The organism is Curtobacterium sp. UNCCL20 (genome assembly GCF_900101675.1).
Taxonomy (GTDB): domain Bacteria; phylum Actinomycetota; class Actinomycetes; order Actinomycetales; family Microbacteriaceae; genus Curtobacterium.
Window position 1 is genome coordinate 1,403,003 of sequence record NZ_FNKG01000001.1, and the last position, 24,149, is coordinate 1,427,151.

The 24,149-nt window shown below is 72.5% G+C and carries 23 protein-coding genes; 15 read left to right on the forward strand and 8 right to left on the reverse strand.

The window, feature by feature from the left end; all coding sequences use genetic code 11:
* Positions 1–148 precede the first annotated feature (148 nt).
* A complete protein-coding gene (locus BLT36_RS06920; RefSeq protein ID WP_175529527.1) occupies positions 149–934 on the forward strand; it encodes a GAF and ANTAR domain-containing protein in 786 nt (261 codons plus the stop codon).
* On the opposite strand, the gene BLT36_RS18685 is transcribed toward BLT36_RS06920, so the two are convergent.
* Positions 931–1,089 carry a hypothetical protein gene (locus tag BLT36_RS18685; protein WP_175529528.1) on the reverse strand — a complete coding sequence of 53 codons (159 nt, stop codon included), beginning with the start codon at positions 1,087–1,089 and terminating at the stop codon, positions 931–933. The two genes, BLT36_RS06920 and BLT36_RS18685, sit on opposite strands and share 4 nt — an antisense overlap.
* Positions 1,090–1,146: 57 nt before the next feature.
* The gene (locus BLT36_RS06925; protein WP_092093270.1) at positions 1,147–2,151 is read right to left on the reverse strand and encodes a LacI family DNA-binding transcriptional regulator; all 1,005 of its coding nucleotides are present in this window, start codon (positions 2,149–2,151) and stop codon (positions 1,147–1,149) included.
* 78 nt (positions 2,152–2,229) lie between these two features.
* Between BLT36_RS06925 and BLT36_RS06930 the strand changes: the two genes are divergently transcribed.
* From BLT36_RS06930 to BLT36_RS06940, 3 genes are all read left to right on the forward strand, one after another.
* Positions 2,230–3,099, forward strand: coding sequence for a sugar phosphate isomerase/epimerase family protein (locus BLT36_RS06930; protein WP_254787391.1), 870 nt, complete (start codon positions 2,230–2,232; stop codon positions 3,097–3,099).
* A 2-nt stretch (positions 3,100–3,101) separates the two neighbouring features.
* Positions 3,102–4,103 (forward strand): Gfo/Idh/MocA family oxidoreductase, encoded by a 1,002-nt coding sequence (locus BLT36_RS06935; protein WP_092093275.1) that lies wholly within the window; start codon positions 3,102–3,104, stop codon positions 4,101–4,103.
* Between the two features lie 145 nt (positions 4,104–4,248).
* A complete protein-coding gene (locus tag BLT36_RS06940; RefSeq protein WP_092093278.1) occupies positions 4,249–4,428 on the forward strand; it encodes a hypothetical protein in 180 nt (59 codons plus the stop codon).
* Positions 4,429–4,486: 58 nt separating this feature from the next.
* Here the strand turns inward: BLT36_RS06940 and BLT36_RS06945 are convergent, their stop codons facing one another.
* Together BLT36_RS06945 and BLT36_RS06950 are read right to left on the reverse strand one after the other, a co-directional pair.
* Positions 4,487–5,080, reverse strand: coding sequence for an NAD(P)H-dependent oxidoreductase (locus tag BLT36_RS06945; protein WP_092093281.1), 594 nt, complete (start codon positions 5,078–5,080; stop codon positions 4,487–4,489).
* 50 nt (positions 5,081–5,130) lie between these two features.
* Positions 5,131–5,616, reverse strand: a complete 486-nt coding sequence (locus tag BLT36_RS06950) for a GNAT family N-acetyltransferase (RefSeq protein WP_092093283.1) — start codon at positions 5,614–5,616, stop codon at positions 5,131–5,133.
* Between the two features lie 231 nt (positions 5,617–5,847).
* On the opposite strand from BLT36_RS06950, the gene BLT36_RS06955 reads away from it, so the two are divergent.
* Positions 5,848–6,462, forward strand: coding sequence for a DUF6891 domain-containing protein (locus tag BLT36_RS06955; protein ID WP_092093286.1), 615 nt, complete (start codon positions 5,848–5,850; stop codon positions 6,460–6,462).
* A gap of 196 nt (positions 6,463–6,658) precedes the next feature.
* Here BLT36_RS06955 and BLT36_RS06960 read toward each other — a convergent pair whose 3' ends face one another.
* The 3 genes from BLT36_RS06960 to xylA all read right to left on the reverse strand — a co-directional run bounded on the left by BLT36_RS06960 (position 6,659) and on the right by xylA (position 10,388).
* Positions 6,659–7,645: an acetylxylan esterase gene (locus BLT36_RS06960; protein WP_092093288.1), complete on the reverse strand. Its 987-nt coding sequence runs from the start codon at positions 7,643–7,645 to the stop codon at positions 6,659–6,661.
* A gap of 80 nt (positions 7,646–7,725) precedes the next feature.
* Positions 7,726–9,201: a xylulokinase gene (locus tag BLT36_RS06965; RefSeq protein WP_092093291.1), complete on the reverse strand. Its 1,476-nt coding sequence runs from the start codon at positions 9,199–9,201 to the stop codon at positions 7,726–7,728.
* The gene (gene xylA / locus BLT36_RS06970; protein ID WP_092094435.1) at positions 9,198–10,388 is read right to left on the reverse strand and encodes a xylose isomerase; all 1,191 of its coding nucleotides are present in this window, start codon (positions 10,386–10,388) and stop codon (positions 9,198–9,200) included. Before xylA ends, BLT36_RS06965 begins: the two co-directional genes overlap by 4 nt.
* A gap of 97 nt (positions 10,389–10,485) precedes the next feature.
* On the opposite strand from xylA, the gene BLT36_RS06975 reads away from it, so the two are divergent.
* From BLT36_RS06975 to BLT36_RS07020, 10 genes are all read left to right on the forward strand, one after another.
* Positions 10,486–11,664 (forward strand): Gfo/Idh/MocA family protein, encoded by a 1,179-nt coding sequence (locus BLT36_RS06975; protein WP_092093293.1) that lies wholly within the window; start codon positions 10,486–10,488, stop codon positions 11,662–11,664.
* Entirely contained in the window at positions 11,661–12,359 is a 699-nt protein-coding gene (locus tag BLT36_RS06980) for a ThuA domain-containing protein (protein WP_092094437.1), read from the forward strand. The genes BLT36_RS06975 and BLT36_RS06980 overlap by 4 nt, the downstream gene beginning before the upstream one ends.
* Positions 12,344–13,441: a Gfo/Idh/MocA family protein gene (locus tag BLT36_RS06985; RefSeq protein WP_092093296.1), complete on the forward strand. Its 1,098-nt coding sequence runs from the start codon at positions 12,344–12,346 to the stop codon at positions 13,439–13,441. Before BLT36_RS06980 ends, BLT36_RS06985 begins: the two co-directional genes overlap by 16 nt.
* Positions 13,442–13,484: 43 nt before the next feature.
* Positions 13,485–14,555 carry a sugar phosphate isomerase/epimerase family protein gene (locus BLT36_RS06990; protein ID WP_254787393.1) on the forward strand — a complete coding sequence of 357 codons (1,071 nt, stop codon included), beginning with the start codon at positions 13,485–13,487 and terminating at the stop codon, positions 14,553–14,555.
* Positions 14,552–16,051, forward strand: a complete 1,500-nt coding sequence (locus BLT36_RS06995; RefSeq protein WP_254787396.1) for an ROK family transcriptional regulator — start codon at positions 14,552–14,554, stop codon at positions 16,049–16,051. The genes BLT36_RS06990 and BLT36_RS06995 overlap by 4 nt, the downstream gene beginning before the upstream one ends.
* A complete protein-coding gene (locus tag BLT36_RS07000) occupies positions 16,048–17,091 on the forward strand; it encodes an NAD(P)-dependent alcohol dehydrogenase (RefSeq protein ID WP_092093298.1) in 1,044 nt (347 codons plus the stop codon). Before BLT36_RS06995 ends, BLT36_RS07000 begins: the two co-directional genes overlap by 4 nt.
* Before the next feature lie 163 nt (positions 17,092–17,254).
* On the forward strand, positions 17,255–18,643 hold the full coding sequence (locus BLT36_RS07005) for an MFS transporter (protein ID WP_092093300.1): 1,389 nt from the start codon (positions 17,255–17,257) through the stop codon (positions 18,641–18,643).
* Between the two features lie 229 nt (positions 18,644–18,872).
* Positions 18,873–20,300 carry a bifunctional UDP-N-acetylglucosamine diphosphorylase/glucosamine-1-phosphate N-acetyltransferase GlmU gene (glmU, locus tag BLT36_RS07010; protein WP_092093303.1) on the forward strand — a complete coding sequence of 476 codons (1,428 nt, stop codon included), beginning with the start codon at positions 18,873–18,875 and terminating at the stop codon, positions 20,298–20,300.
* Positions 20,301–20,360: 60 nt separating this feature from the next.
* Complete coding sequence (locus tag BLT36_RS07015) at positions 20,361–21,338, forward strand: ribose-phosphate diphosphokinase (RefSeq protein WP_092093306.1); 978 nt, start codon at positions 20,361–20,363, stop codon at positions 21,336–21,338.
* Positions 21,335–22,114 (forward strand): putative protein N(5)-glutamine methyltransferase, encoded by a 780-nt coding sequence (locus BLT36_RS07020; protein ID WP_092093308.1) that lies wholly within the window; start codon positions 21,335–21,337, stop codon positions 22,112–22,114. The genes BLT36_RS07015 and BLT36_RS07020 overlap by 4 nt, the downstream gene beginning before the upstream one ends.
* Positions 22,115–22,404: 290 nt before the next feature.
* On the opposite strand, the gene BLT36_RS07025 is transcribed toward BLT36_RS07020, so the two are convergent.
* Positions 22,405–23,985 carry a molybdopterin-dependent oxidoreductase gene (locus tag BLT36_RS07025; protein WP_254787399.1) on the reverse strand — a complete coding sequence of 527 codons (1,581 nt, stop codon included), beginning with the start codon at positions 23,983–23,985 and terminating at the stop codon, positions 22,405–22,407.
* Between the last annotated feature and the right edge of the window lie 164 nt (positions 23,986–24,149).

Consider the following 24,149-nt stretch of genomic DNA (forward strand, 5'->3'; position numbering starts at 1 on the left):
TGACCCGTTCGGGGGTCGTGACAGCGTGCCACGTGCTCCGCGCGTCCTCCAAGGCCGAATCGGCCGGCCTGTACGGTTCGCGCGGTGTCCGATGCGTTCGCATGGTGGCTCACGCCGTTGTGAGGATCCTCGACGTAGCGTCGAGGGCATGGGGACGAACGGAGACCACACGGACGACGAGCAGGCGAACGGGGGCCGCGACCGGTTCGACCGCATGGCGCCGGCCCTCGCTGCCGTCCTCGACCCGACGCTCGACGTCCTCGACGCGATGGACCGCGTCATCGACGCCTGCGTCCGGTTCACCTCGGCGACCGAGGCCGGGATCGTCCTCGCTGACGCCGACGGCGCGCTGCAGGTCATCGCCTCGACGAGTGAGCGGAGCAGCGAAGCGGAGGAGGCGCAGCTCGGCACCGACGAGGGCTCGTGCCTCGACTGCTACCGGACCGGCGACACGATCGACGTCCCCGACGTGGCGACGCACGAGGCGGTCTGGCCGACCTTCGTCCAGACGATGCGGGAGCAAGGCCTCTGCGGCACGTTCGCCGAACCCATCCGGCTGCGCCGCACCACGATCGGGTCGCTCTGCGTCTTCGCCGAGCACGACCGCGGGCACGACGACCGCGACGTGGTCCTCATCCAGCTCCTCGCGGACGCAGCGTCGGCAGCGCTGGTCCGCCAGCGATCCACCCCGGGACCGAGCACGTTCGAGGAGCAGGTCGCGGACGCCCTCGACGCGCGGATGACGCTCGAGCAGGCGAAGGGGGCGCTGGCACACCGCCGGGGCGTCCGGATGGACGAGGCGTTCCAGCTGCTCCGCGCGAGTGCGCGTCGTGCGGGTCGCAGCATCCGCGAGGTCGCGGAGGACGTGGTGCGGCGCGGTGCCGACCTCGCCGGCGCGGACCGCGCCGGTGGCGACCCTGCCAACGCCGGTTAGAGGATCCCGGTCAGGACACCGCCGTCCGCCCGCACCGCCTCGGCCGGGAGCGCCTGCGCCCCTGCGGTGCTCTCCACGGTCCGGGCGACACCGTCCGAGTACGTCGGGCCGCCGAGCACGATCGCCGACCGGCCGACGGCCCGGAGGCGCGTCACGGCGCCGCCACGCGCCTCCAGCCGTCGGCCGGTCGCCTTCCGGCGTGATGGGCCCGGTCAGGCGGGTGCGCTCGTGGTGCGCCGCGTGACGAGCGACACCGGTACCCGGTGCAGCCGTGCCGCGCGCGTGTCCCCGCCGACGCGCTCCCCGAGCCAGCGGGCGGCCTGGACGCCGATCGCGAACGTGCCGTTGTCGACCGTCGTCAGCGAGAGGTGCCGGATGCCCGCGAGGTAGGTGTTGTCGTAGCCGACGATCGACACGTCCTCCGGTACCCGCAGGGTGAGGTCGTCCGCCGCGGACAGGGCGCCGATCGCCGCGAGGTCGTTGTACGCCACGACCGCGGTCGGCCGGTCGTCACCGGTCAGGAGCCGGCGCGCCGCGGCGTACCCGCTCTCCTCGGTCATCCCGCCGGGCAGGACGACCGGCTCGAGCCCGTGCTCGGTCATCTCGGCGCGGTACCCCTCGGCGCGGAGTGCTCCGACGCGCCCCGGCCCGACCAGGTGCGCGATCCGGGTGTGCCCGAGCGCGACGAGGTGCGCGGTCGCGAGGCGGGCACCGGCTGCGTCGTCGTTCACCACGACGTCGGCGCCGAGGTCCTCCGGCTCGTAGGTGCCGGCGAGCACGAGCGGTGTCGTCTCGGCGGCGCGGAGGAGCGCGGGGCCGTCCTCGGTGGTGCCGACCACGACGATGCCGTCAACCCGCTGCTGCAGGAGCATGTCCACGGGGGAACCCCCGACCCGCCGCGTGGTCGCGGAGTCGACGAGCACGGGGGAGAGTCCGACGGTGTCGAGCGTGGCAGTCAGTCCCGCGAGCAGGTCGACGAACCAGGGGTTCCGCAGGTCGTTCAGCAGGACCCCGACGGTGCCGGTGCGACGCTCGCCGAGTGCGCGGGCGATGCGGTTCGGGCGGTAGCCGAGCTCGTCGGCAGCACGCTCCACCGCGGTGCGGCGGGCCTCGCTCACGCCCGGGTCGCCGCGGAGCGCCAGGGACACCAGGGACTTCGAGACGCCGGCGCGCTCGGCGACGTCCCGGATGGTGGGCGCGCGGTCGAGGGTCGACATGCACCCAGACTAGCGGCTATTCTGGACCGGTCCAGTTCTGTCCAATGAAGCGAGAACCCAGTGCCACCCAAGATCTCCATGAACGTGACGACCACGTTCCACGGCAACGTCGTCCAGGACATCCGCCTGGCGAAGGAGGCCGGGTACACCGGCATCGAGCTGCAGAGCCCGAAGCTGTACCGCTACCTCGACGCGGGGTACGACGTCCGGACGCTCCCGCCGCTCCTCGACGGACTCGAGGTCACCGGCCTCGGCGCCGTGCTCGACATCGAGCGCCAGGGCGCCGCACGGGAGGACTACCTCGCCGAGGTCACCCGGATGTGCGAGATCGCCGTCGCCGTCGGTGCCCCGATCATCCAGCTCTGCACCGGCCCGGTCGACTGGGAGGTCGTCCGTGCACACCGTGCCGGCACCCTCAGCGCCGACGACCCCCGCTACCGTGCCACCCTCGGGCTCGACGAGGACGCCGCCGTCCGCGTCACCGGGGCGAACGTCCGCGCCGCCGCCGACATCGCCGCCGACCACGGGCTCGGCATCTACCTCGAGCCGCTCGCCTGGGCCCGGCTCAACCGCTGCCGCCACGCCCTCGACGTCATCGAGGAAGCCGACCGCGACAACGTCGGTATCGCGCTCGACACCTGGCACTTCTGGACCACCGGGGACACCCTCGCCGAGGTCCGCGCACTCCCGCCCGAACTCATCAAGGCCGTGCACCTGTCCGACGGCCTCGACCTCGACCGGGCGCACGACGTCCCCGACCAGTCCGTGCACCGCAACGTCGTCATCGGCGGCGGGTCGATCCCGCTCCAGCAGTGGGTCGACGCGGTCAAGGCGACCGGGTACGACGGCTGGTGGGTCACCGAGATGTTCTCCGACCGTGCCAACGAGCAGGACCCCGCCCTCGTCGCCCGCACCATGCGCGACCTCACCGCGATCCTGGTGAGCTGACCGTGACGCAGCGATTCGCCCTGATCGGCGCCGGGTTCATCGGCACCGTGCACGCCGAGAACCTCGCCGCCGACCCGCACGTCGCGTTCGTCGGCATCCACGACGTCGACACCGCGCGGGCGTCGGCGCTCGCCGAGCGGTTCGGCACCCGGGCACTCACCGAGGCCGAGGTGTTCGACCCGTCGATCGTCGACGCGGTCTTCGTCGCCTCGTCGACCGACACCCACGCGCAGCACCTCCGTGCCGCGGCCGACGCCGGGCTCGCCGTGCTCTGCGAGAAGCCGATCGCGCCGGACCTCGCCGAAGCCGTCGCCGTCGTCGAGCACGTGCGCGCCGCCGGGGTCCCCGCGATGCTCGACTTCAACCGCCGGTACGACCGCGACCACGCCGAGCTCCGCCGCATCGTCGCCGAGGGCGGTGTCGGTGACGTCGAACTCGTCCAGCTCAGCTCACGCGGACCCTCGCTCCCACCGATCGAGTACCTGCGCGTGTCCGGCGGGCAGCTCCGCGACCAGACCGTGCACTTCTTCGACCTCGTGCGCTGGATCACCGGGCAGGACCCGGTGTCCGTGTCGGTCACCGGCTCGGCGCTCGTCGACCCCGCGATCCGCGACTTCGGCGACGTCGACACCTCGGTCGCGACGCTGACCCTGCCCTCCGGAGCGCTCGTCCAGATCGACAGCGTCCGGCGCACCGGGTACGGCTACGACGAGCGCATCGAGGTCATGGGGTCCACCGGACTCGTCGAGTCCCGCCGGAACCGCCGGGGGAACGTCGCCCGGTACGGTCCCGGGCAGGTGGTCGAGGACGGTCTGCACGACGGCTGGTTCGAGCGCGTGCGGCCGACCTACGCGGCGACGCTGGCCGCGTTCGTGGACGCGCTCGAGCAGGGGGTGGAGCCGCCGGTCGTGCTCGAGGACGGCCTGCGGGCGCAGGCGATCGCCGAGGCGGCGACGCGAGCGCTCGCCTCGGGGCGGACGGAACCCGTCACGTACTGCAGGTGATCCGGAGCCGGCCTGGAGGCGCGTGGCGGCACCGCCACGCGCCTCCAGGCCGCCTGTCGGGCGACTGTGACGACCGGACCCCACGATCTGTGGGTCACCGCGAGCGGTACCCTCCGTGCAGGGGTTTCCTCGAGGGGGGTTCGCAGTGGTCGCGTTGACGTTCTTGGTACCGGTCGTGCTGATCGTCGTGGTGATCCTCATCGCGCTCGCGATCCGGGGTTCGATGCAGCGGAGTCCGCTGCAGGAGCAGCAGGACGCCGAGTGGCGTGCGCGCCGCGAAGCTCGTCGGCAGGCCCGGGCGGAGCGGGACGAGGCGGGGGAGTAGCCCTCCCCGCTGACGAACGGGATCGGGGTCCCGCGGCGGGCCGTCCCGCGCCTCCGGGTCACCGGCCGCGGAGGACCGCCTCCCGCACCGACTCCACCGCAGCGTCGACCGCCGCGTCCCGAGCGACGGTGTCGGTGCGTTCCGAGTCGTACACGAACGCGGTGACGCCCCTCCGGCTGCCGCAGTAGTCGACGATGCCGTGCTCGACCTGCGTTCGGAGCGCCTGTTCGTACCCGTGCCGCTCGTACACGCCCGCGTCGTCGCCCGCGATCGGCACCAGGTGCGTGGTGAGCCGACCGAGCTTCCGGGTGATGCCGGCGTCGGGATCGACGTCGAACGCCCACCCGTTCACGAAGACCCGGTCGATCCACCCCTTCAGCAGCGCGGGCATCGACCACCACCACACCGGGAAGACCAGGACGAGGTCGGTCACGCCGTCGAGTCGCTCCTGCTCGCGTGCGACGTCGGCGGGCGGCGTCAGGCCCGTCCGGTACGTGTGGCGGTCGGCGAGGGTGAAGCGCGGGTCGAAGCCCTCGGCCGCGAGGTCGGCTACTTCGACCGGAGCCGGCAGCAGCACTCGCCGCAGCCGCTCCGCGACTTCGTGCGTCAGTGAGTCGGGGTCCGGGTGGGCGGTCACGATGAGCGTGGTCACGCGGACCAGCCCATCACGGACGCCTGGGGACGACCATGGACAGCCGGTCCTCAGCGGACCAGCCGCACGACATGCACCGTCGCCGACCCGAAGGCCTCCTGCTGCACCGCACCGTCTCGGGTGAACCCGTTGCGTCGGTAGAACGCCTCTGCGCGGGGGTTGTCCTCGGCCATCCACAGGTACGCGGGGTCGTCCGCGACCACGGCGTCGAGCAGCTGCTGGCCGGCTCCGGTCCCCTGCGCGGCGGCGAGCACGTAGATGCCCTCGAGCTCGCGATCGCGAACCGGGTCACGGTCGCGACCGGCACCCACAGTGGCCCACCCCACGATGCGCGAACCGTCGGTCGCGACGACGACGTCGGTGCTGTCGTCGGCGATGATCGCGTTCCAGCCGGTCTCGCGTCGCCCGACGTCGAGCGCGGCGAGGAAGTCTGCCGGCATCAGGTGCGCGTACGCCTCGCGCCACGCCTGGACGTGCACCGCGGCGATGCCGGCGGCGTCGGACGGCCGCGCTGGGCGGACCCGGATCGGTGGCATCGCCCCACGCTACCGCCGCCGGCTCGCGGCTCCGGAACGGTGGGGCGGAAAGCCTGGAGGCGCGTGGCGGCGCCGCCACGCGCCTCCAGGCACGCGTCGTCCGTCCGCGATGGTGACCTGTCCGCCTCGTAGGCTGCTCGCATGGGGATCTTCGACCGATGGCGACGCGGTCCGGGCAGGCCGACGGACGATGCACCGACCACGGAAACGGCGTAGCCGGACGACGACGGGGTGGACGAGGAACTCCGCACAATCATCGGGCCGGGCTTCACCGACTTCGAATCCGCCGTGCAAGCGGCCGAGGAGCTGATCGAGGACGCCGGTGGCGACGTCCGAGCCGCGCGGTCCCGAGTCCGGTCGATCTGGGATGCACGCATCGCGGAACTCGCGACCGGAGTCGGGCCGTCCGACCACGACCGGCTCACCGGCGGGTTCGCGGTGCTCGAACGTGACCACGGTTTCGTCACCGCGATGGCTGCGGGCTTCGACAAGGGCGAGCTCTGGGACGAACTGCGAGAGCGGCGTCGGAGTGCAGGGGGCGAGGCATGGGCCGGTGCCGGCTTCCACCAGCAGGACGCCGATCGGTTGGCGACCACGCCGGCGACGCTGTACCTGCTGTTCTCGGTGTTCGCGCCGAACCCGGCGACACCTGCGCACGTGGTCGAAGCAGCGATGCGGTCCGAGCACGGACGGAACGCGATGGCCCAGGCCGACGCCGGGGCCGCGGCAGCGGTCCTCGTCGAGGTGCTCCGCGATGCGGGGCTCGAGGTCGACTGGGACGGCTCGCCGTCCTCCCGGGTCCGCGTGCTCGTCTCCGACTGGCGGAGGCCGCTGCCAGCGGCGTGACCTCCGGTCCCACCCCGCTGCGCCCGCCGCTCCGAACACCTCCTGAGGACAGCAGCGACCGCCGCCAGCACAGCACGCTCCCGCCGCCGCACCGCCCTCGCTCGGAGAGGAGCGGACCATGGACGACGACGTCAGTGCCCACCGCACGCGCACCAACGTGCGGCGCCCGGCCGACCCGCGCATCGGCGCGGTGGGCTCAGCCGCGCTCGCGGAGGAACGCCACCTGCCGCTCCCAGTGCCGGAAGTCCCCGCCCTCGTGCCCGTTGTACGGGTACACCTCGATGGCCTTGTCGGTCGAGCCGAGCGCGTTGTAGGCCGCGAAGGTCGTCCGCGGTGGCACCACGTCGTCCATGAGCGCGACGGAGAACAGCGCGGGGGCGGTGATGCCAGCGGCGTGGTTGACCCCGTCGAAGTAGGCCGCTGTGTCCCAGACGGTGTCGACCGCGTCGCGGTGCACTGACAGGTAGGTCGCGAGCTCGAGGTACGGGCCGCCCACGGCGACCTCGGTGCCCTGCTCCCAGGCGCACAGGAACGCCACGTCCGGCAGCACGGCCGTGATCGGTCCGACGTGCGCCTCGACGAGGGCCGCGGCGGCGATGGCGATCCCGCCGCCCTGGCTGCCGCCGGTGAGGGCGATGCGCGTCGGGTCGACACCGTAAAGGGTGCGGACGGCATCGACGAGGCGGACCGCGTCGGTGAAGACGCGCCGGTAGTAGTGGTCGGCGGGGGAGTCGATCCCGCTCGTCATCCATCCGCCGATGCGCGGACCGGAACCGTGCGGGTCCGGGGTGTCCCCACCGGAGCTCCAGCCGCTGCCCTGCCCGCGGGTGTCCATGACGACGTGGACGTACCCGGCCAGGGCCCACGAGACGCGCTCGCCGGGCAGCCCACGGCCGCCGTTGTAGCCGAGGAACTCGACGACGACGGGCAGGTCGCCGGACGCCCCAGCCGGACGGTTGACCCAGGCACGGACGGGGTCGCCGGCGAAGCCCGGGAAGGTCAGGTCCTCGATGACGAGACCGGTCACGGGGGTGTCGGCGGGCACCAGGACGGGTGGGGTGTCCGCGCCGGCGGTGCGTGCGGACGTGATGGTGTCGGCCCAGAACGCGTCGAAGTCGTCGGGTCGGCGCACGGCCGCTCGGTGGGTGCGGAGCGCGTCGAGGGGCAGGTCGGTGAATGGCATGTGTGTCCTCCAGGGACGATCCTGCCCCCGACACCGTCGTGGACGGCGCCGGGGGCAGGGAGTGTCGGGTGCGGAACGGGTCAGCGCGCGGCGGCGCGGTACTGCTCGAGCACCTCGGGGTGGGCGTCGCCGGTGACGACGACGGTGTCCAGGTCCCACCGGGGCAGAGTCCCGGTCAGGACCCAGGCGGCCTGGAGTGCGGCTCCGGCCGCCACGTACTCGCCGGGAGCGGGCACGAGGACGTCGCGTCCGAACACCTGCGGTGCGACGACGCGGACAGCCTCGTTGCGCGCGGCGCCGCCGATGAGCAGCAGTCGTGACACGGTGACGCCGGTCGCCTCGACCGCAGCGAGCCCGTCGGCCAGTGCGCAGAGCATCCCCTCGAAGGCGGCCCGGGCCAGGTGCGCGCGGTCCGTCGTCAGCGGGGTCATCCCGAGCAGCGACGCGGTAGCGTCGGGCCGGTTGGGCGTGCGCTCACCGACGAAGTACGGCACGAGCACGAGTCCGTCGGCACCCGCGGGCGCCGTCAGCGCGAGCTCGCCCAGCTCGTCGTGGTCGGCGCCGAGCAGGCGTCCGATCACCTCGAGCACGCGTGCCGCGTTGAGCGTCGTGACGATCGGGAGGCGCGACCCGCTCCCGTCGGCGAAGCCCGCCACGGTCCCGCTCGGGTCGCGCACCTCGGCGTCGGTGACCCCGAAGACGGTGCCGCTCGTGCCGAGGGACACCGCGACGTCGCCCGGGTCCAGTCCGAGGCCGAGCGCTGCCCCGGCGTTGTCGCCGAGTCCGGCGCCGACGAGGAGTCCGGAGCGTGCGACCGCACCACCGGGCAGATCGACGTCGGTGGACAGCGTGCCCATCGCCTCGTCGGGCGCGACGACCCGCGGCACGACCACGGCGTCGTCGTCACCGGTCTCGGCCGTGCGCATCGGCTGGCCGAGTGCGAGTTCGAACAGCTCCGGGTCGTAGTCCCGGCGCACCGGGTCCCAGTACGCGGTGCCGCTGGCGTCCGAGGCGTCGGTCGCCAGCGCGTCGAGGTCCGGGCCGAGCGGGCTCTCGTCCGCCGGGCCGTACCCGCGGAGTCGCCAGGACAGCCAGTCGTGGGGGAGCGCCACGGCGGCCACGCGGGCCGCGTTCTCCGGCTCCGCGTCGCGGAGCCACCGCAGCTTGGTACCGGTGAACGACGCGACCGGCACCAGTCCCGTCCGGGCGACCCATGCCTCCCGTCCGAGTTCCTCGACCATCTGCGCTGCGGCGTCCGCACTGCGGACGTCGTTCCAGAGCAGGGCGTCGCGGACCACGCGGCCGTCCGCGTCGAGCGCGACCATGCCGTGCTGCTGCCCGGCGACCGCGATCGCGCCGACGTCGTCGAGCCCACCGGCGTCCGCGACGGCGGTCCCGAGCGCGTCCCACCAGTGGCGGGGGTCGACGGACGTGCCGTCCGGGTGGGACGCGCGTCCCTCCCGGACGACGGCGCCGGTCGCGGCGTCGCGGATCGTCACCTTGCAGGACTGGGTCGACGAGTCGACCCCGGCGACGAGCTGTCCGCTCTCGCTCAACGAGCGCCCATCAGGTGCTCGATGGCGAGCTGCTGCAGCTTCACGAAGCCGAAGCCCTTGCCACCGAAGTACGCGTCGGCGTCGAAGTCCTCGAACGCCGTGCGGTCGGCGAGGAAGTCGTCGTACGACTCGCCCGGGTTGAGCGTCGGCGTGGAGAGCTCGGGGACCTTCGACGCCTCGAGCGCGGCCTGCACCTCGGGGTCGGCGCGGAACGCCTCGGCACGCTCCTTGAGGAGGAGGTACATGCGCATGTTCGCTGCGGCGGAGTCCCAGACGCCCGTGATGTCCTCGGTGCGGCTCGGCTTGTAGTCGAAGTGGCGGGGGCCGTCGTAGGCCGGGCCGCCCTGGGGTGCGCCGTGCTCGAGCAGGTCGACGAGCGAGAACGCGTTCTGCAGGTCGCCGTGGCCGAACACGAGGTCCTGGTCGTACTTGATGCCGCGCTGACCGTTGAGGTCGATGTGGAAGAGCTTGCCCTGGTAGAGCGCCTGGGCGATGCCGGCGGTGAAGTTCAGGCCCGCCATCTGCTCGTGGCCGACCTCGGGGTTGATGCCGAACATCTCCGGACGCTCGAGCGTCTCGGTGAAGGCGATCGCGTGACCGAGGGTCGGCAGGAGGATGTCGCCGCGGGGCTCGTTCGGCTTCGGCTCGATGGCGAACCGGATGCCGTAGCCCTTGTCGGTGACGTACTGGGCGAGGAGATTGACGGCCTCGCGGTAGCGCTCGAGCGCGGCCTGCACGTCCTTGGCGCTGTCGTACTCGGCACCCTCGCGGCCACCCCACATCACGAACGTCGACGCGCCGAGCTCGGCGGCGAGGTCGATGTTGCGGAGCACCTTGCGGAGCGCGAACCGGCGGACCTGCCGGTCGTTCGAGGTGAAGCCGCCGTCCTTGAACACGGGGGCCGAGAAGAGGTTCGTCGTGACCATCGGCACCACGATGCCGGTGGACTCGAGCGCGCCCTTGAGGCGGTCGATCTGCTTCTGCCGCTGGGCGTCGGTCGAGCCGAACGCGAAGAGGTCGTCGTCGTGGAAGGTCAGGCCGTAGGCGCCGAGCTCATCGAGCTTCTCGACCGCCTCGACCACGTCGAGGGCGGGCCGGGTCGGTCCGCCGAAGGGGTCGGATCCGTTGTAGCCGATGGTCCAGAGACCGAAGGAGAACCTGTCTGCACGGGTGGGCGTCGTTGCCATGGTGGTCACCGTTCTTCGTCGAAACAAAATGTTGCCGCGCCCAACATAAGCGGTAGTGTTGCTTGTGGCAAGGACGTGATCGCAAAGGAGCGAGCGGATGGCACAGGAACGACTTCGGGTCGCCATGGTGGGGCACGGCTTCATGGGAGCCGCACACTCACAGGCATGGCGCACCGCCCCCAGGTTCTTCGACCTCGGGGTCGAACCGGAGATGGCGGTGATCGTCGGGCGGGACACGGACCGGACCGAGGCTGCCCGGCAGCAGTACGGCTGGCAGGAGGCGTCGACCGACTGGCGCGCCGTGGTCACCGACCCGGACATCGACGTGGTGGACATCTGCTCACCCGGTTCGTCGCACGTGGACGTCGCGATCGCGGCACTCGAAGCGGGCAAGCACGTGCTCTGCGAGAAGCCGCTCGCCAACACCGTCGCCGAGGCCGAGGCGATGACCGCCGCCGCGACGGCAGCGCGGGCGAACGGCGTCCGGTCGATGGTGGGCTTCAGCTACCGCCGGGTGCCGGCGATCGCCCTGGCGAAGCAGCTCGTCGAGTCCGGTCGGCTCGGTACGATCCGGCAGGTCCGGGCGCTGTACCTGCAGGACTGGCTCGCCGACGAGGACGGCCCCATGACGTGGCGCCTCGACAAGTCGCTCGCGGGCTCCGGCTCGCTCAGTGACATCGGCGCCCACGCGATCGACCTCGTCGAGCACGTCACGGGCGCGGCACTCACCACCGTTTCCGGCACGCTCGAGACCTTCGTGACCGAACGCCCGCTGCTGGCCGACGGCGTCGGGCTCTCCGGAACCGCCTCGACCGAGCGCGGGAAGGTCACCGTCGACGACGCGGCCTTCTTCCTGGGGCGGCTCGGTGGTGGCGCTGCCGACGGTGCGATCGGGTCCTTCGAGGCCACCCGCTACGCCACCGGCCGGAAGAACGGCCTCACGCTGGAGATCAGCGGCTCCACCGGCGCGATCCAGTTCGACCTCGAGTCGATGAACGAACTGCGCCTCTACGACGCGACGGCGCCGGCGGGAGAGCAGGGTTTCCAGCGCATCCTCGTCACCGAGCCCGAGCACCCGTACATGGCGGCGTGGTGGCCCACCGGGCACCTCATCGGCTACGAGCACACCTTCAGTCACGAGGTGAAGGACTTCGTCGAGGCGATCGTCGCGGGCACCGACCCGTCGCCGTCCTTCGACGACGGGCTGCACGTGCAGCGGGTGCTCGACGCCGTCGAACGCAGCGCCGCCGACGGCAGCAGCTGGACGGTGATCTGATGGCCACGCGGCAGGCACTCGTCGTCCGCGGCGGCTGGGACGGCCACCAGCCCGTCGAGACCACCGACCTGTTCGTCCCGTTCCTGCGGGACAACGGCTTCGAGGTCCGGGTCGAGGACGGCACGGCGGTCTACGCCGACGCCTCGGTCATGGACTCGGTCGACCTCATCGTCCAGATCGTCACGATGTCGACCATCGCGGACGACGAGTTCGCCGGACTCCAGCGGGCCGTGCTGAACGGCGCCGGTCTCGCGGGGTGGCACGGCGGCATCGCGGACGCGTTCCGGAACACCGCGGACTACCTCCACATGATCGGCGGGCAGTTCGCGCACCACGCCGGCAAGCACCCGTCCGAGCGGGTCGGCGAACAGTCCGACAACTACATCCCGTACACGGTCCACATCTCGGACCTCGGGCGGTCGCACCCCATCACGCAGGGCATCGAGGACTTCGACCTCGTCACCGAGCAGTACTGGGTGCTCTCCGACGAGTACAACGACGTCCTGGCCACCACCACGCAGGAGGCCCGCGACTTCGACGCCTGGAACCGACCGGTGACCGCGCCCGCGATCTGGACCAGGCAGTGGGGCGAGGGACGCGTGTTCGTCTCGGCACCCGGACACCGGCTCGAGGTCGTCGAGTCGCAACCACTCCGCACGATCATCGAGAGGGGACTCCTGTGGGCAGCCCGATGAGGGTCGGCGTCATCGGCGTCGGCGTGATCAGCCAGCAGTACTTCGAACACTTCCCGGCCCTGCCCGACCTCGAGCTCGTCGCGGTCGCCGACATCGACGTCGAGCGTGCTCGGACCGTCGGCGCCGCGCAGGGGGTGCGGGGCAGCTCCGTCGAGGACCTGCTCGCCGCCAACGACGTCGACGTCGTCCTGAACCTGACGATCCCGGCCGCGCACGCCGACATCGCCACCCGGGCGCTCGCCGCCGGCAAGCACGTCTACGGCGAGAAGCCGCTCGCGATGTCGACCGCCGAGGCCGCCCCGGTGCTCGAGCTCGCCGAACGTGCCGGTCTGCGGGTCGGCAGCGCTCCCGACACCGTGCTCGGGACGGGCATCCAGACCGCTCGCGCCGCGCTCGACGACGGCGCGATCGGGACCCCCGTCGCGGCGGCGGTCTCGTGGAGTGCTCCGGGGCACGAGCTCTGGCACCCGGCACCCGCGTTCTACTACCAGCCTGGCGGCGGTCCGCTGCTCGACATGGGGCCGTACTACCTGACCAGCCTCGTGTCGTTCTTCGGCCCGGTCGTCCGGGTCAGCGGCAGCGGCACCCGATCCACCCGGGAGCGGACGATCGCCACCGGCCCGGCTGCGGGCACGACGATCCCGGTCGACATCGACACCCACGTCGTCGCGATCCTCGAGCACGAGAGCGGGGTCGTCTCGACGGTCACCGTGTCGTTCGAGGTCTGGGCGAGCCGCAGTCCGCTGTTCGAGGTGTACGGCACCGCCGGCACCCTCGGTGTCCCGGACCCGAACCGGTTCTCGGACACGGTGTCGATCGCCACGGCCGACGACCGCGAATGGCGTGACCTGCCGACCACCGCCGGGTACGCCGACGCCGGGCGCGGGTACGGTCTCGCGGACATGGCGCACGCCATCGCGACCGACCGCCCACACCGTGCGTCCGGGGAACTGGCGTACCACGTGCTCGAGATCATGGAGGCGATCGCGACCGCTGCGCACGAGCACCGCGTCGTGACCGTCGACTCGCGCGTCGACCGACCGGCGACGGTGCCGGCCGGGGCGCGACCGGAGACCTGGTGAGGCGCCGAGCGGGCCGAACCGGCCACGAGGGGAAGGAAGCAGCATGACGGACACGACCCGTGCCTCCAGGCCGGAAGGAACGCGACCGGAGACGGCACGACCGCAGACGGCACGGCCGGTCACCCTGTTCACCGGCCAGTGGGCCGACCTGCCCTTCGAGGAGGTCGCACGTCTGGCGGGCGAGTGGGGCTACGACGGACTCGAGATCGCCTGCTGGGGCGACCACCTCGACGTCCGTCGGGCCGCGACCGACCCCGAGTACGTCGCCGACCGGAAGGCGATCCTCGAACGGAACGGCCTGCAGGTCTGGACCATCGCGAACCACCTCGTCGGCCAGGCGGTCTGCGACGACCCCATCGACCAGCGCCACGAGGACATCGTCCCGCCGCACGTCTGGGGCGACGGCGACCCCGAGGGCGTCCGGCAGCGTGCCGCCGAGGAACTCCAGTGGACCGCCCGGGCAGCCGCAGCACTCGGTGTCGACACGGTCACCGGCTTCTCCGGCTCCTCGATCTGGAAGACCGTCGCCGGCTTCCCACCCGTGCCGCCCGGCATGATCGACGCCGGCTACCAGGACTTCCACGACCGCTGGTCGCCGATCCTCGACGTCTTCGAGGAGGTCGGGGTCCGCTTCGCCCTCGAGGTGCACCCGTCCGAGATCGCCTACGACTACTGGACGGCTCGTCGGACGCTCGACGTCTTCGCCGACCGCCCGGCGTTCGGGTTCAACTTCGACCCGTCGCACTTCGTCTGGCAGGACCTCGACCCCGCCGCGTTCCTGCTCGACTTCGCCGACCGGGTGTACCACGTGCACTGCAAGGAGTCGGTGAAGCAGCTCGACGGACGGAACGGTCGGCTGTCCTCGCACCTGCCGTGGGGTGACCCGCGCCGCGGGTGGGACTTCGTCACCGCCGGCCACGGCGACGTGCCGTGGGAGCGGGTGTTCCGCGTGCTCAACCACATCGGGTACGCCGGCCCGACCAGTGTCGAGTGGGAGGACGCCGGGATGGACCGGCTCGTCGGTGGCCCGGAGGCGCTCGCGTTCGTGCGGCAGCTCGGCACCATCGCGCCGCCGGAGGCCTCGTTCGACGCGGCGTTCTCGCGGTCCCGGTGAGCGGCACGGGCCCGTCCGGTGCCGGTGCCGCCGCGGGGACCGGTGCCGCCGCCGGTGCCGCCGTGAAGCCATCGGCGGCGCCGGGCAACGCCGCGCGTGTCCTCCGACTCGTGCACGAGAACGGACCGCTCACCCGTGCCGAGCTCACCCGGCGGACCGGGCTGAACCGGTCGACGACGCTCGCGATCGTCGGCGAGCTCGTGGCCCTCGGGCTGGTGCGGGAGGACGCGCCGGGCACCGGCAGCGCCGGCAGCGCGGGCAGCGGTACCGCCGGCAGCGCGGGCAGCGGCACCGCTGACGCGGCCTCGTCCGTCGGCCGCCCGAGTCCCATCGTCCGCGCCGCCGCCGACGTCGTCGCGGTCGCGGTCACCGTCGAGGTGGACGAGGTGACCGTCGCGCTCGTCGGTCTCGACGGCAGCGTGTCGGCACGTGCGACCGCGGCCTCCGACCACCCGCCGACGGCGTCCGAGGCCGTCGAGACGATCGCCGGCCTGCTCGACGACCTGACGGCACAGCACGGCACGGGCAAAGACACGGGCACGGGCAAGGACACAGACACAGACATGGGCACGGCCACGGGCACGGAGGCGGACACGGACACGGACGCGCCCGGCCGCCCCCGCATCGCCGGCATCGGCGTCGCGGTCCCCGGCACCGTCCGGGTCGAGGACGGCGTCGTCCGCTACGCCCCGCACCTCGGCTGGCACGACGAACCCGTCGCCGGACCCCTCGCCGCCCGCACCGGCCTCCCGGTCCGTGCCACGAACGACGCGAACACGGGTGCCTGGGCCGAACGGCTCTACGGCAGCGGGCGCGGCGTCGACGACCTCATCTACCTGAACGGCGGCGCGAGCGGTATCGGTGGCGGCGTGATCAGTGCCGCCCGGCCCCTCAGCGGCGCGGACGGGTACGCGGGCGAACTCGGCCACACGTTCGTCGCGGCGAACGGGGTGCGCTGCCACTGCGGTGCCGCCGGGTGCCTCGAGACCGAGGCCTCCCGCGACGCCCTCGTGGCCGCAGCCGGGGTCGCCCCGGACGATCCGGCGGCGCTCGCCGCGGTGCTCGCCGAACGACGGCCCGAGGTCGAGCAGGTCGTCGACCGGCAGGTCGCCGCCCTCGCCACCGCACTCCGCAACGCGATCCACACCGTCAACCCCGAGGTCGTCGTCCTGGGCGGGTTCCTCGGCGTGCTGCTCGAACACGTCGGGGACCGCATCGAGGCCGAGGTCCGGGCGCAGTCGATGTCCGCGATGACCGAGCGGCTCCGGATCGCGCCGGCAGCGCTCGGCACCGACGTGCTGCTGCGCGGCGCGGCCGAGATCGCGTTCCGCGACCTCCTCCGCGACCCCGCCGCCGTCATCCCCACCCCGACCGGCCGCGCCGTCATCCCCACCCCGACCGACGCCTCCGCCGTCACCACCCCGACCGGTCGCGCTGCTGCGGCCACCACCACGTCCGGCCGCGCCGCTGCGGCCGAGGAAGCGAGTCCCGCATGACCTCCATCCAGCGTCAGCGCGTCAGCGTGCTGCTCGGCACCCAGGACCTCACCGTCGAGGACCGCCCGGTCCCCGCCGTCGACCCCGGCGACGTCCTCGTGCAGGTCGCCGCCGTCGGCGTGTGCGGCTCGGACGTGCACTACTACCGGCACGGCCGCATCGGCGACTTCGTCGTCGAGGAACCGCTCGTCCTCGGCCACGAGCTCTCCGGCACGATCGTCGCCGTGGGCGACGGCGTCGACGAGTCCCGCGTGGGAGAGCGCGTCGCCGTCGAACCGCAGCGCCCCTGCCACCGGTGCGCCCAGTGCCTCGCCGGCCGGTACAACCTCTGCCTGCACATGCGCTTCTACGCGACGCCGCCGATCGACGGGGCGTTCGCCGAGTTCGTCACGATCGAAGCCGAGTTCGCGCACACCCTGCCCGACACCGTGTCGTTCGAGGCGGGTGCGCTCCTCGAGCCGCTCTCGGTCGGCATCGCCGCGGTCCGCAAGGCCCGCATCGTCCCCGGTTCGTCGGTCCTCATCGCCGGCGCCGGTCCGATCGGCATCATCTGCGCACAGGCCGCGAAGGCGTTCGGTGCCTCGCGCATCGTCGTGAGCGACCTCGTCCCGGAGCGTCGCGACCGAGCGCTGCAGTACGGCGCGACCGAGGTCGTCGACCCGACCGTCGTGTCGGTCGCGTCCGACATCGTCCCGGTCGACGCGTTCATCGACGCGAGCGGTGCGCCGCGCGCGGTGTCGGACGGCATCAAGGCCGTCGGACCGGCCGGTGCGGCGGTGCTCGTCGGGCTCGGGAACTCCGAGATGACGCTGCCGGTCGAGCACATCCAGAACCTGGAGGTGACCGTCACCGGCATCTTCCGGTACACGAACACGTGGCCGGTCGCGATCGAGCTGGTCGCGTCCGGGCAGGTCGACCTCGACTCGCTGGTCACGGGACGCTTCGGTCTCGACGACGTCCGTGAGGCGCTCGAGAGCGACACCGACCCGGCGTCCCTGAAGTCCGTCGTCTACCCCGGCGGGGTCCCGTCCGCGACGTGACCGAGGGGCGGACTGGAGGCGCGGTGCCGGACGTGCCCCGCGCCTCCAGGCCCGCAGACCGTCACCGCCGACCAGCGCGACCCACGCCCGGAACCCGCCCACCTGGCGGACGCACCGCAACTGGGGGCACCGCCGCGTCACCCGGACGCGCTACGGTTCGCGCATGACGGCGACACCCTCGGCTGCAGTGCCGCAGCGCACCGACCGACGCGCGCTCGTGTCCTGGGCGCTCTGGGACTGGGGGTCCGCGGCGTTCAACGCCGTCGTCACCACGTTCGTGTTCAGCACGTACCTGGCGAGCCGCGCCTTCGTCGACCCGGCCCTCGTCGCCGCCGAGGGCTCGTCCGCGCAGGCGAAGGCCGTCGTCGAACGGGAGCTCGCGCACAACGCCGCCGCCGTCTCGACCGCCCTGACCATCGCCGGTATCGTCGTCGCGCTGGTCGCCCCCGCGGTCGGCCGCCTCGCCGACTCGTCCGGTCACCGTCGGCGGTCCGTCCTCATGGCGACCATCGGCATCGTACTGTCCATCGGCGGCATGGTCTTCGTCGCCCCGAGCCAGCCGTTCCTGCTGCTCGGCGCCGCACTGCTCGGCATCGGCACGGTGGCGTACGAGATCGCGAGCGTCGGCTACAACGCGATGCTCGGCCAGGTCGCGTCGGGGGAGCAGAAGGGCCGCGTGTCCGCGATCGGCTGGGCGGCCGGCTACTTCGGCGGGATCGTGCTGCTGGTCCTGCTCCTCGTGCTCTGCATCCAAGACTTCGGCGTCCCCGGCGTCGGCGGGCTCCTGCAGTTGCCCGCCACCGTCGCGTCCGGGCAGTGGGACGTCCGTGTGGCGATCGGCATCGCGGCGATCTGGCTCGCCGTGAGCTCGATCCCGCTGTTCGTCACCGTGTCCGAGGCCCCGCCCGGACCAGCCCGCACCAGCGGCGTGTTCGGTGCCTACGCGGACCTCGGCCGGGACATCGCCCGCCTCTGGCGGGAGCGGCGGAACGTGCTCGCGTTCCTGCTCGCGAGCGCGGTGTTCCGCGACGGCGTCGGCGCGGTGTTCACGTTCGGCGGGATCATCGCCGGCCAGGTGTTCGGGTTCAGCCCGTCGCAGGTGATCCTGTTCGCGATCGCCGCGAACGTGGTCGCCGGCGTGGCGACGTTCCTCTCCGGTCGACTGGACGACCGGTTCGGCTCCCGCGCCGTCATCACCGTCTCGCTCGTCGGACTCGTGGTCACCGGGCTCGGGGTGTTCCTCATCGGGAACGCGACCTCGGGGTTCTGGATCCTCGGGCTGACGCTCGCCGTGTTCGTCGGACCGGTGCAGGCGTCCTCGCGGGCGTACCTGGCGCGGCTCGCGACGCCCGGCCGCGAGGGGGAGCTCTTCGGCCTCTACGCCACCACCGGGCGTGCGGCGTCGTTCCTCGCGCCGGCGCTGTTCGGCATCGCGGTGACGATCGGCGGGTCGACGCGGTTCGGCATCATCGGCGTGGTCGTGGTGCTCGTGGCGGGGTTGGTCCTGATGGCGTTCGTGCGGCGGGAGCGCGCGGAGGCCGGTCCGCGCTGATCACGGTGGCGCGGGCCGCGGCGGGTCGCGGCGCGGCCCGGCGTGGTGCGTCGCGGTGCGTCGCGGTGCGGCGCTGTGCGGCGCGGTCCGGCGTGGTGCGTCGCGGTGCGGCGCTGTGCGGCCTGGAGGCGCAGCTCGCCGTCCCTCCACAGCTGCGGTTCTCCGCGTGGTTCTGCACAGGGCCGTGGTGCGGGGCACCTCAGGCGGTCGCGTGCGCCAGGATGGAGCCATGACCGACCAGCGGATCGCCGTCGTCGTCCTCGCCGCCGGGCAGGGCACGCGCATGAAGTCGTCCACCCCCAAGGTGCTGCACCGCCTCGCCGGCCTGCCGCTCATCGCCCACGTGCTGCGGACGGCGTCGTCCCTCGACCCGGAGCACGTCGCCGTCGTCGTGCGGCACGAGCGCGACCGCGTCGCGGCCGAGGTCGTCGAGCGCGCGCCGGACGCCATCGTCGTCGACCAGGACGACGTCCCCGGCACCGGACGCGCGGTCGAGGTCGCCGTCCAGGCGCTCCCCGCCGACTTCGACGGTGCCGTCGTCGTGCTCTCCGGCGACGTCCCGCTGCTCGACGCCGAGTCCCTCCGTCGTCTCGTCGACGCACACCTCGGTGCCGCCAACGCCGCCACCCTCGTCAGCGCGATCGCACCCGACCCGACCGGCCTCGGGCGCGTCGTGCGAGATGCGGCCGGCGCGTTCGTCGGCGTCGTCGAGCACAAGGACGCCAGCGCCGAGCAGCTGACCATCACCGAGGCGAACGCCGGCATCTACGCGTTCGACGTCGCGCACCTCCGGGCCGTGCTGCCGACGCTCACCACCGCGAACGCGCAGGGCGAGAAGTACATCACCGACGCGCCGAGCCTCATCGCCGACCGCGGTGGCCTCGTCGACGTCGTGACCCTGACCGACCCGTGGCTCGTCGCCGGCATCAACGACCGCGCGCAGCTCTCCGACGCCGCCCGAGAACTCAACGCCCGGATCGTCCGCCGGCACCAGGTCGCCGGCGTCACCGTGCAGGACCCGGCCACGACCTGGATCGACCTCGACGTGTCGATCGAACCCGACGCCGAGGTCCTCCCGGGCACCCAGCTCATCGGCGCGACCGCGATCGCCACCGGCGCGGTCGTCGGGCCGGACACCACGCTCCGCGACACCGAGGTCGGTGCCGGAGCCGTCGTGAACCGGGTCGACGCCACCCTCGCCGTCATCGGTGACGGTGCGTCGGTCGGCCCCTTCGCGTACCTGCGCCCGGGCACGATCCTCGGCGACCAGGGGAAGATCGGCACCTTCGTCGAGACGAAGAACGCCACGATCGGCCGGGGCAGCAAGGTCCCGCACCTGTCGTACATCGGCGACGCCGAGGTGGGCGAGGACTCCAACATCGGAGCCAACACGATCACCGCGAACTACGACGGCGTGCACAAGCACCGCACCGAGGTCGGGTCGAACGTCCGTACAGGCTCGCACAACGTGTTCGTCGCCCCGGTTAGGATTGGGGACGGGGCGTACACCGGCGCGGGTACGACCGTCCGCAAGGACGTACCGGCCGGGTCGCTGGCCATCAGCTACGCCCCACAGCGCAACACCGACGGATGGGTCGAGGAACACCGACCCGGCTCGCCGGCGGCCGAGGCTGCTCGGCGCGCGAACGGCGAATAGAACTCGGCGACCACCCGTCGTCGGCATCGACCCCACGGGGTCAGGGAGTGAGCACCGCACTTGTCCGGAATCAAAACGACCGGCCAGAAACGACTCGTCCTCGTGTCGGGACGCGCACACCCGGCGCTCTCGGCCGAGATCGCCGAGGAACTCGGGGTCGAGCTCGTCCCGACGGACGCACGGACCTTCGCGAACGGGGAGCTCTACACCCGCTTCGACGAGTCGGTCCGCGGCTGTGACGCCTTCGTCATCCAGTCGCACACCGCACCGATCAACGAGTGGCTCATGGAGCAGCTCATCATCGTCGACGCCCTGAAGCGTGCCTCCGCGAAGCGCATCACCGTCGTCGCACCGTTCTACCCCTACGCCCGCCAGGACAAGAAGGGCCGCGGACGTGAGCCGATCTCGGCGCGTCTCGTCGCCGACCTGTTCAAGGCCGCCGGTGCGCACCGCATCATGAGCGTCGACCTGCACGCCGCGCAGATCCAGGGCTTCTTCGACGGCCCCGTCGACCACCTGTTCGCGATGCCCGTCCTGCTGCAGCGCTTCCAGCAGATCCTCGACCCGTCGACGCTCACCGTGGTCTCCCCGGACATGGGCCGCGTGCGCGTCGCCGACATCTGGTCCGAGAAGCTCGGTGCGCCGCTCGCCATCATCCACAAGCGGCGCGACCCGCTCGTGCCGAACCAGGTCACCGTGCACGAGATCGTCGGTGACGTCTCCGGCCGGGTGTGCCTGCTCGTCGACGACCTCATCGACACGGGTCGCACGATCGCCAAGGCAGCCGAGGCGCTCAAGGAAGCCGGTGCCACCGGCGTCGTCGTCGCCGCGACGCACGCCGTGTTCTCCGACCCCGCGACCGAACTGCTGCAGAGCGAGTTCATCGACCGGGTCGTCGTCACCGACACCCTGCCGCTGCCGGAGGAGAAGCGCTGGGACCGCCTCGAGGTCCTGCCGATCGCTCCGCTCATCGCACGCGCCATCCACGAGGTCTTCGACGACGGGTCGGTCACCTCGATGTTCGACGGTGCTGCTTGACCGCACCCGCACGTGACGCGCTCGCGGCCCGACTCCGGGCCGCGGGCAGCGTCTTCGCCGAGGACGAAGCGGACCTGCTCCTCGAAGCCGGCGACGGTGACCCTGCGCGGCTGCGCTCGATCGTGCAACGGCGGCTCGGTGGCGAGCCGCTGGAGTACGTCCTCGGCTGGGCGGCGTTCGACGGGCACCGGATCCGAGTAAGCCCGGGCGTCTTCGTTCCACGGGCCCGGACGACCGTCGTCGTCGAGCAGGCCGCCCGACGGCTGCAGCGGTACGACCGCGTCGTCGATCTCTGCTGCGGCGCCGGTGCGATCTCGGTCGCGCTGCTCGGTCGTGTCGGCGCGCTCGACCTCGTCGCATCGGACGTCGACCCCGACGCGGTGCACGTGGCGGCCGAGAACATCGGGGACCGGGGCATCGTCGTCGCGGGGGACCTCTTCGCGCCGCTGCCCGATCGGTTCCGCGGTGTCGTCGACGTCATCGCGGTGAATGCTCCCTACGTGCCGACAGCGGCCATCGCGATGATGCCGTCCGAAGCGCGTGACCACGAGCACCGTGTCGCACTCGACGGGGGAGCGGACGGGCTCGACCTCCACCGGCGGATCGCGGCCGAGGCCGGAGCGTGGCTACGGCCGGGCGGGGTGGTCGTCATCGAGGTGTCGGAGGCGCAGGCTCCCGATTCGGCCGCGGCATTCGAGGCCGCTGGGTTCGTCGCCACCGTCGAGTCCGACGACGCAGTCGACGGCACTTGCGTCGTGGCGACCCGTCCGTCCTGAGCGCTGCGCGCCGTGCGCGACGCGCCGTGCGCGCTGCGCGCGCTGCGTCGCGCGCGCGCCCGTCCCCCATCCGGTGAGATCGCAGTCCGGCGCGCGAAGACGTGCCGGATCACCGTCGAAACGCGATCTCACCGGGGTGCTGACTGCGCGTGGCGGACCGGTGGCGTGACGCCCGAGCCCGGCCGACTCGGGGACGCGAGTGTGCACGCGTCGGCCCCACGTGCCTCCAGGCCGACGTCGAGCAGGCTGACGCCCATGAGTCGACGTCGGCGGGCCGGCCGAGCCGAGGCTCAGGACGCCCGCACCTCGACCGTGTGCCACCCGGAGGCGCCATCGGGCGCCGGTGGCCGCTCGACGCTGGTCTGGACCTCGCCGTCGGCGCTGATCGCACGCACCTGGATGCGGTGCGACCCCTTCTTCGGCGTCCAGCGGTAGACCCACTGCCGCCACGTGTCCGCGGACACGGAGTCCGCGAGGGTGGCGTCCTGCCACGCGCCGTCCCCCACGCGGACCTGCACGCCCTTCACTCCCGTGTGGGGCTGCCACGCGACCCCGGCGATTGCGACGGTCGAGCCGGCGTTCACCGTCGAACCGTCGCGGGGTGTGTCGATGCGGGACTCGAGTTTGACCGGCCCGCGCTCCGACCAGCCACGAGGCGTCCAGTAGCCCTGCGCCTCCGAGAACCGGGTCACCTCGAGCTCGATCACCCACTTCGTCGCCGACACGTAACCGAACAGACCGGGGACCACCATCCGCACCGGGAACCCGTGCTCGGGCGGCAGCGGCTCACCGTTCATCCCGACCGCCAGGAGTGCCGCGGTCCCGTCGTCCTGCAGCACGTCGAGCGGCGTCCCCGCGGTGAACCCGTCGACACTCCGGGACAGCACCATGTCCGCGCCGTCGTGGGGCGACGCCCGCTCGAGCAGCTTCCGGATCGGGTACCCGAGCCACAGCGCGTTGCCGATCAGGTCACCGCCGACCTCGTTCGAGACGCAGCTCAGCGTGGCGTGGTGCTCCTCCAGTGGCAGGGCGAGCAGCTCGTCCCAGGTGAGCTCGACCTCGTGGTCGACGGCACCGTGGATGCGGATCTTCCAGTCCGCGGTGTCGACGGAGGGCACACGCAGTGCGGTGTCGATCCGGTAGAAGTCCGCGTTCGGAGTGACGTAGGGGGTGATCCCGGCGACGTGGAGCGAAGCGCCGGTGGGGACGGCCGGGGCAGCAGTCGCCGGGGACGGGAGCTTGATCGCTCGCCGGACCGCCGCTGCCGCCTGCATGCCCGAGGAGCCCAGCCTCGACGCCGTGCCCACGACGACCGCGAGCGCAGCCGCCGTGACGCCCCAGGTGAGGAACGCGCGCCGTTCGGCCGATGCCGGGCGTGGTGCGGCCGACGGGACCGCCTCGGCGGCTTCCCACCGCCGGAGCCGCGTCGCGAGGGTCCGGAGTACGAGCACTGCGGCGGCGACCCCGAGGACCGAGGGAGCACCGTCGAACGTGCCGCTGCCGGACCGGGTGCTCACCGCGATCAGGGAGAGGACGCCCCCGACCGCGAACACGAGGGCACCGAACGGCGGACGAGCCCGTTCGAGGACGCCGGCAGCGGCGCTGACCACGGCGACGATCACGCCCATGAGCACGAAGAGCGCGACCTTGTCGCCCGTGCCGAAGAGCGCGACCATGAGGTCCTTCGCGCCGCGCGGTGCGAGGTCGATGACGGCGGAGCCCACCGCGACCAGGGGGCTGCCCGCGCCGCCGAGGACGAGGGCGCCGAGCTCCGCCGCTGCGAAGAACGCCGCAGCGGCGACGAGCCCCGACGCAGCAGCGAACAGCACCGGACGCCGGGTCCTCGGAGTGGTGTCGTGGTCGATGGTCACGGGCTGAGCGTAGGTCGCCCGTGCCGCGTGTGGGCTGACAGCGGTGCACACTGTGGACGGACGGCGACGGCCCGGACCCTGTGGAGGAGCATCGTCGGTCGTTCACCGCGGGGCTTCGTCGGGCGTTCACCAGGGCTCGGCAGCCGATCCCGAGCGGGGCGTGC